The sequence below is a fragment of the Streptomyces aureoversilis genome (genome assembly GCF_042657885.1).
Lineage (GTDB): Bacteria > Actinomycetota > Actinomycetes > Streptomycetales > Streptomycetaceae > Streptomyces > Streptomyces aureoversilis.
In genome coordinates this window covers 120,801-135,182 of the sequence record NZ_JBHSKJ010000002.1, presented here as the reverse complement: position 1 = coordinate 135,182, position 14,382 = coordinate 120,801, and the positions used below count along the sequence as shown (strand labels likewise).

The window sequence follows — 14,382 nt, the reverse complement described above, 5'->3', positions numbered from 1 at the left end:
AGATCGCCCACCCTTACGGCCCGTCAGTTGTTCTTGCTGGTAGCGTCTACCTGCAAGTTAATTGCAATAAGCAGTCGGAGGGCTCGGCATGGCCATCTACACACTTCCTGAACTTCCCTACGATTACGCTGCGCTGCAGCCGACGATCGACGCGAAGATCATCGAGCTGCACCACGACAAGCACCACGCGGCGTACGTCAAGGGCGCGAACGACACCCTGGAGCAGCTCGCCGAGGCCCGCGACAAGGACCAGTGGGGTGCCATCAACGGCCTGGAGAAGAACCTGGCCTTCCACCTCTCCGGTCACATCCTGCACAGCATCTACTGGCAGAACATGTCCGGCGACGGCGGCGGCGAGCCCCTGGACAAGGACGGCGTGGGCGAGCTCGCCGACGCCATCGCCGAGTCCTTCGGCTCCTTCGCCAAGTTCAAGGCCCAGCTGACCAAGGCCTCCGCGACCACCCAGGGCTCCGGCTGGGGCGTCCTCGCCTACGAGCCGATCAGCGGCAAGCTGATCGTCGAGCAGGTCTACGACCACCAGGGCAACGTCGGCCAGGGCTCGGTCCCGATCCTGGTCTTCGACGCCTGGGAGCACGCCTTCTACCTGCAGTACAAGAACCAGAAGGTCGACTTCATCGACGCCATGTGGGCCGTCGTCAACTGGCAGGACGTCGCCAAGCGCTTCGAGGCCGCCAAGCAGCGCGGCAACCTGCTGCTGGTTCCGTAATTCCGCAGGGAATTCCCCGCTGTCCTGCTCGTGATCGTCTTCTCACCCTTCACGTGGCAGGCGGAGAAGGCCCCCGCACCGCGGGGGCCTTCTCATTCATGTGCGCTCACTCATACGTGGCCGAAGGCCTCGCCCGTCACCGCGAAGCCCTTCGCGAGCCCCACGTCGTGCAGCCGGGCGAACCGGCCGGCGTCCCAGCGCGTGCACACCGCGAAGCGGTAGTCGGCCGACGTCGTGCCGTCGGCGGCGACCCGTACCGTGCCCGTCAGCCGGTACTCGAAGGCGCGCAGCGCCAGCCGCCAGTCCACGCTCCGCCACGTCCGCGGGAGCTCCACCTCGCGCCGGCCGCTGTCCGCGGGGTAGGCCGCGGCCGTACGGGGCCCGTCGCGCCACCGCTCCAGGGCCTCGGCGCGCCAGCGGTCCAGCTGCTCCCCGGCGGCGGAGCGCACGGCCGGGAGGGCGAGCAGGGCGTCCGCGTCCACGCGGTGGGGGGCACCGGTGCCGCGCAGGTAGTGGCGCAGGACCGCCGCCGCCCGGCGCAGGCCCAGTGCGGACCGCAGCGCGACCAGGGCCCGGCAGCCCGCGCGCAGCAGCAGGTCGTACGGGCGTACGGGCAGCTCCGCGTAGTGGCCTGCGGCCGGCGTGTCCCCGTCCGCCCGGCCCCCGTCGAAGCCCAGCGGCGGGGTGAGATCGGTCTGCCCCATACCGGGACATTAAGGGACGCCGAGTCGGATCGCCCGCCGGAGGCCTCAGTCGAAGACCGGCCCCTGCGTCCGCGTGCGCTTGATCTCGTAGAAGCCCGGCGTCGAGGCGACCAGCAGCGTGCCGTCCCACAGTCGCGCCGCGGCCTCACCCTTGGGGGCGGGCGTGACGACGGGGCCGAAGAAGGCGATCTGCTCGCCGTCCGCGCCCGGCACCGCGATGATCGGCGTGCCGACGTCCTGGCCGACCTTGGAGATGCCCTCCTCGTGCGAGGCGCGCAGCTCGGCGTCGAAGGCGTCGGAGCGGGCGACGTCCGCGAGCTCGGCGGGCAGGCCCACCTCCTCCAGGGCGGCGACGATCGTCGCGTGGTCCCGGGGCAGGCCCTGATTGTGGAAGCGGGTGCCGAGGGCGGTGTAGAGCGGGCCGAGGACCTGCTCGCCGTGCTTGGCCGCGGCCGCGATGCACACGCGCACCGGGCCCCACGCCTCGGTCCGCATGATCGTGCGCATGCGCTCGTCCATCGTGTCGAGCTTGTGCTCGTTGAGGACGGCCAGGCTCATGACGTGCCAGCGCACCTCGACCGGGCGGACCTTCTCGACCTCCAGCATCCAGCGCGAGGTCATCCAGGCCCAGGGGCACAGCGGGTCGAACCAGAAGTCGGCGGGTGTCTTCTGCACGGCAGTCACGTAGATCTCCTCGGAAGGGCCATTCGGTCGCCGTTTCAACAAAGACACCCCGTGCCATGATTCCGCTGTTGCCAGAGACACACCATCCAGCCGAAGGAGTCCCGACGTGCCCGGTGAGAACCTGACCCGCGAGGAGGCCCGCGAGAGGGCCCGGCTGCTGGCCGTGGACGCCTACGAGGTGGCTCTCGACCTGCGGTCCGCGGTGGGGGCGGGACAGGAGCACCGGACCTTCCGGTCGGTCACCACGGTGCGCTTCCGCTGCACCGAGCCCGGGGCCGCGACGTTCGCCGACCTGCTGGCGCCCGCCGTGACGTCCGTGACCCTGAACGGCCGCGCCCTGGACCCGGCCGCCGTCTTCGACGGCTCGCGGATCGCGCTCACGGACCTGGCCGCCGAGAACGTCCTGGTCGTGGACGCGCAGTGCGCGTACAGCCGGACCGGCGAGGGCCTGCACCGCTTCGAGGACCCCGAGGACGGCGAGGTCTACCTCTACACCCAGTACGAGCCCGCGGACGCCCGCCGCGTCTTCGCCAACTTCGAGCAGCCCGACCTCAAGGCGCCCTTCGCCCTCTCGGTGACCGCGCCCGCCGGCTGGACGGTGCTGGGCAACGGCGCGCAGGCCGGCGAGCCCGAGCCCGTCGCGCCGTCCGCCGCCACCTGGCGGTTCGCGCGGACGCTGCCGATCTCCACGTACATCACAGCCGTCGTCGCCGGCCCGTACCACGTGGTCCGCGACCACTACAGCCGCGAGCTGCCCGACGGCACCGTCCTGGAGATCCCGCTGGGCGCCCTGTGCCGCAAGGGCCTGGCCCGGCACTTCGACGCGGACGACATCTTCACCGTCACCAAGCAGGGCCTGGACTTCTTCCACGACAACTTCGACTACCCGTACCCGTTCGGGAAGTACGACCAGGCGTTCGTGCCCGAGTACAACCTCGGCGCGATGGAGAACCCGGGCCTGGTGACCTTCCGCGAGGAGTTCGTCTTCCGCGGCAAGGTGACGCAGACGTCCTACGAGGGCCGCGCCAACGTCATCCTGCACGAGATGGCGCACATGTGGTTCGGCGACCTGGTCACCATGGAGTGGTGGGACGACCTGTGGCTGAAGGAGTCCTTCGCCGACTTCATGGGGACCTTCTCGATGGTGGAGGCCACCCGCTTCGACCACGGCTGGATCACGTTCGCCAACCGGCGCAAGGCGTGGGCGTACCGCGCCGACCAGCTGCCCTCCACGCACCCGGTCACGGCCGACATCCACGACCTGGAGGAGGCCAAGCTCAACTTCGACGGCATCACCTACGCCAAGGGCGCCTCGGTGCTCAAGCAGCTCGTCGCCTACGCGGGGCGCGATGCCTTCCTGGAGGGCGCCCGGCGCTACTTCAAGCGGCACGCCTTCGGCAACACGCGTCTGACCGACCTGCTGGAGGTGCTGGAGGAGACCTCCGGCCGGGACATGGGCGCCTGGGCGCGCTCCTGGCTGCAGACCGCGGGCGTCAACTCGCTCACGCCGCTCGCCACGTACGACGCCGCCGACCGGATCACCGAGCTCGCGATCGTGCAGGAGGCCTCGCCCGAGCACCCCGAGCTGCGCCCGCACCGCGTGGCCGTGGGCCTCTACCGCCGCGACGCCGGCGGCGCGCTGGTGCGCTACGCCCGCACCGAGGCCGACGTCGCCGGCCCGCGCACGGTCGTGGCCGGGCTGGCCGGGGCCGAGCGCCCGGAGCTGATCCTGGTCAACGACGAGGACCTGACGTACTGCAAGGTCCGCTTCGACGAGGGCTCGCTGGCGACGCTGCGCGCCCACCTCGGCGACCTCACGGACCCGCTCGCACGCGCCCTGTGCTGGTCGGCGCTGTGGAACCTCACCCGCGACGGGCTGATGCCCACCCGCGACTTCGTCTCCCTCGTGGAGCGGTTCGCGGGCGCCGAGAGCGAGGTCGGCGTGCTGCAGATGCTGCAGGCGTGGGCGCGGACGGCCCTGGTGCACTACGCGGCTCCCGCGTGGCGCGAGGAGGGCTGCCGGGTGCTCGCCGAGGGCGCGCTGCGCGAGCTGCGGCTCGCCGAGCCCGGCAGCGGCCACCAGCTGGCGTGGGCGCGCTTCTTCGCCCAGCTCGCCTCGTCCCCCTCCGACCTGCAGCTGCTGCGCGGCCTGCTGGAAGGGTCCGCGAAGATCGACGGGCTGGAGGTGGACCAGGAGCTGCGCTGGGCGTTCCTGGCCGCGCTGGCGGCGCAGGGCGCGGCCGACGAGGCGGCGATCGGCGCGGAGCTCGCCCGGGACAACACCGCCTCCGGCGAGCGGCACCGCGTCCGCTGCCTGGCCTCCCGGCCCTCCGCCGAGGTCAAGGAGGAGGCCTGGCAGACGGTCGTCGCCTCCGACAAGCTCTCCAACGCCCTGGCCGAGGCCACCATCGCGGGCTTCGACCAGGCCGGGCAGCGGGAGCTCCTCGCGCCGTACGCCGAGCGCTACTTCGCGGTGATCGAGGGCATCTGGCGCGAGCGGTCCATCGAGTACGCCATGGCCGTCGTGCGGGGGCTCTTCCCGAGCCTCCAGGACGACTCCCGCACCCTCGGTGCGGCCGACGCCTGGCTCGCGGAGCACGCGGACGCGCCCGCGGCGCTGCGGCGGCTCGTGCTGGAGGCTCGCGACGACCTCGCGCGTGCGCTGCGGGCGCAGGAACGGGACGCCGTCGCGGACTAAGGCCGCGGGTACGGGGGTACGGTCCGGCTGCGGGGCGCTCCCGCAGCCGGGGCGGACACAGGAAGCCGCCTTCGGCGGCACGGGAAGGGGCGTCGCCTCCCCGGGCGACAGTCGTCACGACCGTCGAACACCCGTACTTTAGGGCGGCGTTGTCCGGAATTGTCGACGGGCGTGTAACACCGGGTTAGGGCCCGCCGCGGACGCGGGAACGTGCCCGGCATGAACTCCGACACTCCTCTCTCCCCGCGCCCCCTGCACCACCTCTCCGACGTCCGTCACCGTGTCATGACAGCACGTCAGCTGCGCGACCACGGTGTGTCCGGACCCGCCGCCGGGGAGCGCTGCCGCCCCGGCGGGCCCTGGCAGCAGCTGCTGCCCGGGGTCTTCCTGCTCCGCACGGGGCCCGCCACCAGCGAGGAGCGGCTGCACGCCGCCCTGCTGTACACGGTCCCGCGCACCCAGGGCCCGCCCGTCCAGCCGGGCCCCGCCACCGCCACCGCCGCGGCCCGGGAGGCCGCGGCCGGCCCCTACGGCTCCGCGATGATCACCGGGGCGGCCGCGCTGGCCCTGCACCGCTTCACCTCCGTGCCGCCGCTGCTCGCCCTCGACCACATCGACGTGCTCGTGCCGCGCACCCGCCGGCTGCGGGCGTCCGGCTTCGTACGGATCGTCCGGGCCCACACCCTGCCGCACCCGCAGACGCTGACGGGGGTGCCCGTGGCGCCCGTCGCGCGGGCGGTCGCGGACACCGTCGCCCAGCTCACCGACGCCTCCACGGTGCGCCGGCTGCTGGCCGAGGCCGTGCGCGGCGGGCACTGCGAAGCGGCCGCCGTGGTCAAGGAGTTGACGCGGGCGCGGCTGCTGGCGCGGGCGCACGTGGTGGACGCGGTGGACACGCTGCTGGCCGAGGGCCGGGCCGTCGCCGAGGGCCGGCTCTACGACCTGGTGCGCGACCACCGGCTGCCCGCCCCGCTGTGGAACGTGGACCTGCGGCTGCCGGGCGGCCCGTGCCTGGGCCGGGTGGACGCGTTCTGGCCCGAGCACAGCGTGGCCGTGGAGATCGATTCGCGGACGCCGCGCCAGGACGACGACGCGGTGTGGTCGGCGCAGTTCCGCAAGCGGGAGCACCTGGAGCGGCTGGGGATCATGGTCGTGCACATCACGCCGAAGAAGCTGCGCGAGACACCCGAGCAGCAGGCCGCGGTGGTCCGTACCGCCCTGATGGCGTCGGCCGACCGCGACCCTGCCGCGTATCTGGTGGTGCTGCCCCGGTGACGCCCGGCTCAGCGCCGGGAGAGCAGCAGCTCGGTGTTGCGGTCGGCGGGCGCGCCGGCCAGGGAGATGTCCGATCCGGGGGCGTTGAAGGCCAGTTCCCGGTAGAGGGAGGCGAGTCCGGTCTGGGAGAGGTCGCCGAGGTCGGTGCGGTAGGGGGCGGCGGATTCGATGAGCGTGGTGAACAGCGAGACCGTGCCGTCGTGGTTGTCCGCGATCTCGATGACGCGCGCGAGCTGCGGGTAGTCGACGTGCGAGGCGGTGGCGATCTCCCAGAACGTGCCGCGGGGGCGGATCCGGTTGCGGTGGCTGTGGCCGTTGATCCAGGCGAGGACGTTGCTGTGGCTCTGCAGGACGGCGATCAGCTCGTTGCCGTCGTGGCGGGCCTCGCCGGGGTGGGTGGGGTCGGGGGTGAGGTTGTCCATGCTCCAGCTGGGGTGGTGGCTGAAGACGAGCGCGTACTTGTCCGCGTAGCGCTTCAAGGTGCGCTCCAGCCAGCGCAGTTGGCCGGTGCCGAGCGAACCCTGGTAGTGGCCTCCGGGGTCGGTGGTGTCGAGGCTGATGCCGATGACCTTGTCGGAGATCTTGAAGGAGTAGTAGAGGTCGCCCGAGTCGAGGTTGTCGCGGGTGTAGCCGTGGCCGACGGGGCCGCGGCCCTTGTAGCGGGCGTCGAGGTGCGCGGCCACGTACTGCCGGGAGGTCAGCGGCACGCGGCGGGGGTCGGCGGTGACGGTGCGCATCTCCTTGCGGTGCGCCTTCAGCAGCTCCTCTATGCGCTTGCCCTTGGGGTCGACGCCCTTGGACTCGCCCTCCATCAGCCACTTGGCCTCGGCGGCGGAGATGGTCTGGAGCTTCTTGCTGCCGGTCGCGGCCTCGGCGATGAAGGTGCCCGCGGCCGGGTAGCAGCCGCCGGAGAGGCCGTCGTGGTTGCCGTAGGTGGAGTACCAGGGGATGTTCAGGCCGGGGCTGTTGACCTGTCGGGTGGCGGCCCCGAGGTAGCCGGGGATGCGCGGGAAGCCGGCCTGCTTGTCCTGGTCGCGCAGGGCGCTCTCGGGCTGCCAGAAGAGCTTCAGCCCGCTGTTCTGGACGCCCTCGTAGTGGCGCGGGTCACCGGTGTTGGGGTTCATGCGGCCGCCGCTCATGGCGGTGAGGAACCACTCGACCTCGATCCGCGCGTTCTCGTCGCCGTTGTCCCCGGTGGTGATGACGAAGGACAGCGGCGCACCGGTCGCGGGCCCGTGCCGGAGCTTGTTGACGCGCTCGATCAGCGACACCACGCCGGGCAGGGTCAGCGCCTCGTGCGGACGCCACGCGCCGGGCTCGCCGGCCCGGAAGAACTCGTAGCGCAGCGGGTGCTGCACGTCCGTCAGGTGCAGGTCGGTGAACTGCACGAAGGAGGCCAGCGTCGTGCGCCGGTCCTCGCGGCCGCGCTGCGCCTCGGCCAGCTCGCCGCGCACCTGCCGCGGCCAGCCGGGGCCGTCGCCGAGCTTGCGGTATCCGGAGGCGCCGCGCGGGGCCGCCACCGAGACGAGGGTGGTCCCGGCGCCGTTCGGACCGGCCACGGCCGCGGCGTCCGCGCTCGCCGAGGCGGCCCGTGCCGCGCCCGACGCGCTCGGATCCGGCGGCTGGGCCACGGCCGGCACCGGGTCCGCCCCCAGGGCCAGGCCGATGCCGGTCGCGGTGGTCACGGCTCCCGCGGCCGCCAGGAACGTACGGCGGTCGAGGCGGGCGTCTGCGGATCTGTCTGATCTGCGGTACATAGCGGTCTCCCCGAGTGCGAACGCGAAGCGGGCTGGAGCGGGCTCCGGGCTGCGGAGCGTTGCCGGCGGCGATCCTTCCTACCGAGGATCGTTGGCAGCGGGGGTGACCTGGGCGTGAACGCGGCCGCAACGGCCGCCGCCGATCACCGCACATCGATCTTGGCGAATGCGAACGGACATACAGCACTCGTCCCCTGGCGGACTGACGCTCACTCAGCGTTCACTCTCGGGTGGAACACTGGGCAGGTTCTGGGGCCGGAGCTGTAGTCCGTTTGCCCTACAGCCTCTGAGCTGCGGGAACGCCACTGACCGCTTCACGGCCTCCGTCACGCTTCCTCCCGACTGGCGCCTGGCGGGTTTACGCCATCCTTACGTTCCCTCTCCGACAACTCTCCCCAAACCCCCGTCACTTCCATAAAAGTGATCGGTCATCCGGCTCCGATTTCCGGACGCCCGCTGTTCAGCGGCACCTTCACGTCAAACCAGGGATGGACATGACCCCCGAATCCCGTAACACGCGCCCCGGCGGCGCGAGACGCCCTGTCCGAATAGCCGTCGCGGCCTCCCTCGTGGCCGCCCTCACCGCCGCGGGCGCCGCGCCCGCCTTCGCCGACGACCCGCTGCCCGCTCCGGGCCCGGTCAAATCGCCCGCGGACAAGCTGGGTTCGCACGACGCCGCCCTGCTCGCCGGGGCCAAGGCCGGCGGCGACAGGACGGTCACGATGATGATCGCCACCGCGCCCGGGCAGACCGGCCAGGTCGCCGGCAAGCTCGGTGCCATCAAGGGCGCGTCGGTCGGCCGCACGGACGACAAGCTCGGCTACGTCCGGGCCACCGTCCCCACACCCAAGGCCGACGCCGCCATCGCCGAGGCGCAGAAGCTCGGCTCGGTGCACGGCATCGACCTCCGGCAGGAGATCAAGCTCCCGGACCCCACGCCGCGCGCCGACGCCGCCGAGGGCGCCCGTGGCGCCAAGGCCGGCAGCTTCCCCGCGCCGGGCAAGGACACCCCGGCGAAGAACCCCTACCAGCCGGCCTTCGAGACCGGCGCCGTGGACTTCGTCGAGGACCACCCCGGGGCCGACGGCCGGGGCGTGACCATCGGCATCCTCGACTCGGGCATCGACCTGGGCCACCCGGCGCTGCAGAAGACCACCACCGGCGAGCGCAAGATCGTCGACTGGGTCACCGCGACCGACCCGCTCACCGACCAGGACGGCACCTGGCTGCCGATGACGGCCGACGTCTCCGGCCCGTCCTTCTCCTTCAACGGCCGCAGCTACACGGTGCCCGGCAACGGCCCGTACCAGGTGGCCCTGTTCCGGGAGAACGCGACCGCCGGCGGCGACATGAAGGGCGACCTCAACCGGGACGGCGACACCACCGACTCCTGGGCGGTCCTCTACGACAAGGCGAAGGGCACCGTCCGCGTCGACCTCGGCGACGACACCGACTTCGGCAACGACGAGGAGCTCAAGCCCTACAAGGACGGCTTCCAGGTCGGGTACTTCGGCAAGGACAACCCCGACACCGCGATCGCCGAGCGCATCCCCTTCGTCGTGCAGATCCGCAAGGACGTGCCGATGGACCCGAAGGGCGGCGACTGGATCGGCAGGAAGGCCGACTTCGTCAGCATCGGCGTCATCGAGTCCGAGCACGGCACGCACGTCGCGGGCATCACCGCCGCCAACGGCCTCTTCGGCGGGAGGATGAACGGCGCGGCGCCCGGCGCCAAGCTCGTCTCCTCGCGCGCCTGCACCTGGAGCGGCGGCTGCACCAACGTCGCCCTGACCGAGGGCATGATCGACCTCGTGGTCAACCGCGGCGTCGACATCGTCAACATGTCGATCGGCGGCCTCCCCGCGCTCAACGACGGCAACAACGCCCGCTCCGAGCTCTACACGCGCCTCATCGACACCTACGGCGTGCAGCTGGTGATCTCCGCGGGCAACAGCGGCCCCGGCGCCAACACCATCGGCGACCCCGGCCTGGCCGACAAGGTCATCAGCGTCGGCGCGTCGGTCTCCAAGGAGACCTGGGCGGCCAACTACGGCTCGGAGGTGAAGACCAAGTACGCGATGATGCCCTTCTCCTCCCGCGGCCCGCGCGAGGACGGCGGCTTCACCCCGGCCATCACCGCCCCCGGCGCCTCGGTCAACACCACCCCGACCTGGGAGCCCGGCGCCCCCGTCAAGGAGGCCGGCTACGACCTGCCGCCCGGCTACGGCATGCTGCAGGGCACCTCGATGGCCTCCCCGCAGGCCGCCGGCGCCTCCGCGCTGCTGATCTCGGCCGCCAAGCAGAAGAAGACGAAGCTCACCCCGGCCGACCTGCGCACGGCGCTCACCAGCACCGCCAAGCAGATCAAGGGCGCGCAGGCCTACGAGCAGGGCGCCGGCCTGATCAACATCGAGGACGCCTGGGAGGCGCTGCGCCACCGCGCCACCGCCCACGACTACACGGTGAAGGCCCCGGTCTCCACCGCGCTCTCCCCCGCGCTCAAGACCCCGGGCTTCGGCACCGGCCTCTACGACCGCGAGGGCGGCCCGAAGGCCGGCGAGACCCGCACCTACGACGTGACGGTCACCCGCACCTCCGGGCCCGACAAGGCCGTGTGGCACGAGCTGAAGTGGCGCAACAACGACGGCACGTTCAAGCTCGCCGGTGACGACGAGGTCAAGCTGCCGCTGAACAAGCCCGTGACCGTCAAGGTCAAGGCGAAGCCGAGGACGGCCGGCCTGCACAGCGCGATCCTCACCGTGGACGACGACCGCACCGAGGGCATCGACAAGCAGGTCCTCGCGACCGTCGTCGCCGCCGAGCCGGTCGCCGCGCCGTCCTACGTGGTCAAGAAGAGCGCCAAGGCCGTGCGCAACGCCACCACCTCGTACTTCGTCAGCGTCCCGAAGGGCGCCAAGACGCTGGAGGTCGCGCTCGGAGACCTGGCCAAGGACAGCCAGACCCGGTTCATCGCGATCAACCCCTACGGCGTGCCGGTCGACCCCACCTCCACGGTCAACTGCTACCCGAACTACCCGAACCCGGCCAACACCTGCCGCCCGGACCTGCGCAGCTACGCCAACCCGCTGCCGGGCGTCTGGGAGATCGAGGTCGAGTCGCGGCGCACCTCCCCGCTGCTGGAGAACCCCTACACGCTGACGGCCACCGCGCTCGGCGTCACCTTCGACCCGGCGACGCAGACCGTCCCCGAGGCGAGGATCGGCACCCCGGCCGCCGTCTCCTGGAAGGCCGTCAACGGCTTCGCGGCGCTGGAGGGCAGGCTCAAGGGCGGCCGGCTGGGCTCCTCGAAGACCGCCCGGCCGGAGATCAAGGAGGGGGAGAAGCAGGTCACCAAGGTCACGCTCGGGGCCGGCGTCACCCGCTTCGACGCCGCGATCGGCGCCGCCGCCGACGCCAAGGCCGACCTGGACCTGACCGTCTACAAGGACGGCAAGGCCGTGGGCTCCTCCACCAGCGGCGGCTCCGACGAGCTCGTGAGCCTGACCAAGCCGGCGGCGGGCGAGTACACCGTCGAGGTCACGGGCTACTCGGTGCCCGCGGGCTCGACCGCGTACGACTACCGCGACGTGTACTTCGCCCCCTCGCTGGGCGAGATCAAGGTCGCCGACGGCTCCGTCGTCAAGCTCGGCGCCGGGCAGTCCGCGCCGGTCGCCGCCGAGGTCGTGGTGGCGGGCGCGGCTCCGGAGGGACGCTCCTTCTTCGGGGACGTGCAGCTGGTCAACGCGGCCGGGACGGTCGCGGGGAACGGCAGCGTGAAGATCGAGAAGGTCGCCGGCTAGCCGGACGCACGGACATGACGAGGGGCGGGCGCACGGTATGGGCGCCCGCCCCTTTCGTGCTTCGAGCGCCCACTCAGGCGCTCCTCCGCGCTCCTACCGTGGCCCGGATTCCCGGAGGAGATTCGAGCACAGGGTGCGCTTACGCCCTATTCGATGCGGTCTGCGGACCTTGCCGTCGAAGGGACGGTTTCTGTCATGCCCCAGGACCCCCACACCCCCGTCTCCAGCGACCCCGCGGCCGGCCTCCTGCCCGCCGACGGGCAGCCCGTGTTCCAGCAGCCCGGCACGGGCGCGGGCGGCGAGCCCGCCCCGGGCAGCTCCACCGGCACCGAGCCCGTCGAGGGCTACCGGCTGCCCGAGCCGCCCGAGGGCGACGACGTCTTCGGCGGCCTCGTCCCCGACATCGGCGAAGCCTCGTTCGGGCCCCCGACCGGCCCGGAGACCGTCCACGGGCCGGACGACCGGGTGCAGATCACCAACACCTGCGTCTACCCGTGGCGCGTGCACTGCTTCCTGGAGATCACGGCCGCCGACGGCAGCGGCTGGCTCGGCACCGGCTGGTTCATCGGCCCGCACACCATCGCCACCGCCGGGCACGTCGTCTTCATCAAGAACAGCGGCGTGCCCGGGCGGGACGGCTGGGTCCGCAGCATCAGGGTGTGGCCCGGGCGCAACGGCGGCACGGTCTGCTACGGCCCGGTCGTCAGCACGAGCTTCCGGTCGGTGACCGGCTGGACCGGCAGCGGCGACCAGAACTACGACTACGGCGCGATCATCCTGCCGACGGACCTGGGCGCACGGACCGGCTGGTTCGGCTTCGGGGTCTGGTCCGACGCGGACCTGCTCCAGGTCACCGGCAACATCGCCGGCTATCCGGCCGACAAGCCGTACGCCACGCTCTGGTACGACGCGCGCCGCATCGACTCGGTGGGCCCGCGCAAGGTGTACTACGACATCGACACCTTCGGCGGGCAGAGCGGCAGCTCCGTCTACCGGATCATCGGCAACGACCGGTACGGGGTCGCCGTCCACGCGTACGGCGGGGCCCGGGTGAACTCCGGGACCCGGATCACCACGCCGGTCCACAACAACTTCGTGGCCTGGAAGGCGTGACCCGATCCGTATGACCACCCGGCCGACCGGCCGGCCGACCACCCGATCGACCACCCGAGGGAACACCCGATCCGCATGAACGCCCCCTCCGCGCCCGCCGGCGTGATCCGCGGCACGGTCCGCGACGCCGCGGGCGCGCCCGTCGCCGGCGCCCGCGTGGCCTTCGCCGACGGGCCGGTGCCGCTGCCGGACATCGCCGCCGTCACCGACGGTGAAGGCCGCTTCGCGCTCACCGCCCCCGCCGAAGGGGCCTACACCCTGCTGTGCCGGGCGGACGGCGCGACCGCGACCGCCCGGGTGCGCGTCACCGCCGCCCCCGCCGCCCGCCCGGAGGATGTCCGGGCCGACCTGCGCCTGGGCTGAAGATTTCCCGCTCCGCCCGGCCCGGTCCCGCACACCGGTCAAAGGATTGGACTTTTGGGGCGGGTGTGACCACATGATGGAACCGGCGTGCCAGGCGCGACGTCCCTGGCAGCAGGTTGCATGTTGCATGTGATGTACATGAGTAGGGAGCCCTCATGAGGATCGGAATCGTCGGAGCCACCGGGCAGGTCGGCGGAGTCATGCGCAAGATCCTCGCCGACCGGGCGTTCCCGGTCAGCGAGCTGCGCCTGTTCGCCTCGGCGCGCTCCGCCGGGTCCACCCTCCCCTGGCAGGGCACGGAGATCACGGTCGAGGACGCCGCCACGGCCGACTACACCGGCCTGGACATCGTGCTCTTCTCCGCGGGCGGCGCGACCTCCCGGGCGCTGGCCGAGAAGGTCGCCGGGCAGGGCGCCGTCGTGATCGACAACTCCTCGGCCTGGCGCATGGACCCCGAGGTCCCCCTCGTCGTCTCCGAGGTCAACCCGCACGCGGTCAAGGACCGCCCCAAGGGCATCATCGCCAACCCGAACTGCACCACGATGGCCGCCATGCCGGTGCTGCGGCCGCTGCACGAGGAGGCCGGCCTGACGGCCCTCGTCGCCACCACCTACCAGGCCGTCTCCGGCTCGGGCGTGGCCGGCGTCGCCGAGCTGCACACCCAGGTCTGCCGACTCGCCGAGGCCGCTGACCAGCTCGCCTTCGACGGGGAGGCCGTCGAGTTCCCCGAGCCCGGCGTCTACAAGCGCCCCATCGCCTTCAACGTGCTGCCGCTGGCCGGCTCGATCGTCGACGACGGCCGCTTCGAGACGGACGAGGAGCAGAAGCTGCGCAACGAGTCCCGGAAGATCCTGGAGATCCCGGGCCTCAAGGTCTCCGGCACCTGCGTCCGCGTCCCCGTCTTCTCCGGCCACTCGCTGCAGGTCAACGCCCGCTTCGAGCGTCCGGTCAGCGTCGAGCGCGCGTACGAGCTGCTCAAGGACGCCCCGGGCGTCGAGCTCTCGGAGATCCCCACCCCGCTGCAGGCCGCCGGCAAGGACGTCTCCTACGTGGGCCGCATCCGCGAGGACGAGACCGTCGAGCACGGCCTCGCGCTCTTCCTCTCGAACGACAACCTCCGCAAGGGCGCGGCGCTCAACGCCGTGCAGATCGCCGAGCTGGTCGCCGCCGAGCTCAAGGGCTGACCCCCTCTCCCGTACGTCCGCGCCACCCCGCCCGCTCCGGGCCGGGTGGCGCGGACGTTTCGCTTCCGGAAAAACCC

The 14,382-nt window shown here is 72.1% G+C and carries 10 protein-coding genes; 7 read left to right on the top strand and 3 right to left on the bottom strand.

Annotation, left to right across the window (positions count from 1 at the left end):
• Nucleotides 1-88: 88 nt before the first annotated feature.
• A complete protein-coding gene (locus tag ACFPP6_RS03425) occupies nt 89-727 on the top strand; it encodes a superoxide dismutase (RefSeq protein ID WP_058044431.1) in 639 nt (212 codons plus the stop codon).
• Nucleotides 728-837: 110 nt separating this feature from the next.
• Here ACFPP6_RS03425 and ACFPP6_RS03420 read toward each other — a convergent pair whose 3' ends face one another.
• Nucleotides 838-1,431, bottom strand: coding sequence for a hypothetical protein (locus tag ACFPP6_RS03420; RefSeq protein WP_382037043.1), 594 nt, complete (start codon nt 1,429-1,431; stop codon nt 838-840).
• Nucleotides 1,432-1,476: 45 nt separating this feature from the next.
• The gene (locus ACFPP6_RS03415) at nt 1,477-2,115 is read right to left on the bottom strand and encodes a DsbA family oxidoreductase (RefSeq protein ID WP_382037040.1); all 639 of its coding nucleotides are present in this window, start codon (nt 2,113-2,115) and stop codon (nt 1,477-1,479) included.
• 106 nt (nt 2,116-2,221) lie between these two features.
• On the opposite strand from ACFPP6_RS03415, the gene pepN reads away from it, so the two are divergent.
• On the top strand, nt 2,222-4,813 hold the full coding sequence (gene pepN / locus ACFPP6_RS03410; RefSeq protein WP_382037038.1) for an aminopeptidase N: 2,592 nt from the start codon (nt 2,222-2,224) through the stop codon (nt 4,811-4,813).
• A gap of 219 nt (nt 4,814-5,032) precedes the next feature.
• Entirely contained in the window at nt 5,033-6,088 is a 1,056-nt protein-coding gene (locus ACFPP6_RS03405) for a hypothetical protein (protein WP_382037035.1), read from the top strand.
• Nucleotides 6,089-6,096: 8 nt separating this feature from the next.
• Here the strand turns inward: ACFPP6_RS03405 and ACFPP6_RS03400 are convergent, their stop codons facing one another.
• The gene (locus tag ACFPP6_RS03400; protein ID WP_382037032.1) at nt 6,097-7,845 is read right to left on the bottom strand and encodes a TIGR03767 family metallophosphoesterase; all 1,749 of its coding nucleotides are present in this window, start codon (nt 7,843-7,845) and stop codon (nt 6,097-6,099) included.
• A 494-nt stretch (nt 7,846-8,339) separates the two neighbouring features.
• Here ACFPP6_RS03400 and ACFPP6_RS03395 point away from each other — a divergent pair, with 494 nt between their 5' ends.
• The 4 genes from ACFPP6_RS03395 to ACFPP6_RS03380 all read left to right on the top strand — a co-directional run bounded on the left by ACFPP6_RS03395 (nt 8,340) and on the right by ACFPP6_RS03380 (nt 14,305).
• Nucleotides 8,340-11,645 (top strand): S8 family serine peptidase, encoded by a 3,306-nt coding sequence (locus ACFPP6_RS03395; protein WP_382037029.1) that lies wholly within the window; start codon nt 8,340-8,342, stop codon nt 11,643-11,645.
• 195 nt (nt 11,646-11,840) lie between these two features.
• Nucleotides 11,841-12,758 (top strand): trypsin-like serine peptidase, encoded by a 918-nt coding sequence (locus tag ACFPP6_RS03390; protein WP_382037026.1) that lies wholly within the window; start codon nt 11,841-11,843, stop codon nt 12,756-12,758.
• A gap of 75 nt (nt 12,759-12,833) precedes the next feature.
• A complete protein-coding gene (locus ACFPP6_RS03385; protein WP_382037024.1) occupies nt 12,834-13,121 on the top strand; it encodes a carboxypeptidase-like regulatory domain-containing protein in 288 nt (95 codons plus the stop codon).
• Nucleotides 13,122-13,276: 155 nt separating this feature from the next.
• Nucleotides 13,277-14,305 carry an aspartate-semialdehyde dehydrogenase gene (locus ACFPP6_RS03380; RefSeq protein WP_382037021.1) on the top strand — a complete coding sequence of 343 codons (1,029 nt, stop codon included), beginning with the start codon at nt 13,277-13,279 and terminating at the stop codon, nt 14,303-14,305.
• The last annotated feature ends 77 nt before the right edge of the window (nt 14,306-14,382 follow it).

Coding starts and splice junctions, on each gene's coding strand:
- ACFPP6_RS03425 (WP_058044431.1), top strand. CDS start 89: ATGGCCATCTACACACTTCCTGAACTTCCCTACGATTACGCTGCGCTG.
- ACFPP6_RS03420 (WP_382037043.1), bottom strand. CDS start 1,431: ATGGGGCAGACCGATCTCACCCCGCCGCTGGGCTTCGACGGGGGCCGG.
- ACFPP6_RS03405 (WP_382037035.1), top strand. CDS start 5,033: ATGAACTCCGACACTCCTCTCTCCCCGCGCCCCCTGCACCACCTCTCC.
- ACFPP6_RS03400 (WP_382037032.1), bottom strand. CDS start 7,845: ATGTACCGCAGATCAGACAGATCCGCAGACGCCCGCCTCGACCGCCGT.
- ACFPP6_RS03395 (WP_382037029.1), top strand. CDS start 8,340: ATGACCCCCGAATCCCGTAACACGCGCCCCGGCGGCGCGAGACGCCCT.
- ACFPP6_RS03390 (WP_382037026.1), top strand. CDS start 11,841: ATGCCCCAGGACCCCCACACCCCCGTCTCCAGCGACCCCGCGGCCGGC.
- ACFPP6_RS03385 (WP_382037024.1), top strand. CDS start 12,834: ATGAACGCCCCCTCCGCGCCCGCCGGCGTGATCCGCGGCACGGTCCGC.
- ACFPP6_RS03380 (WP_382037021.1), top strand. CDS start 13,277: ATGAGGATCGGAATCGTCGGAGCCACCGGGCAGGTCGGCGGAGTCATG.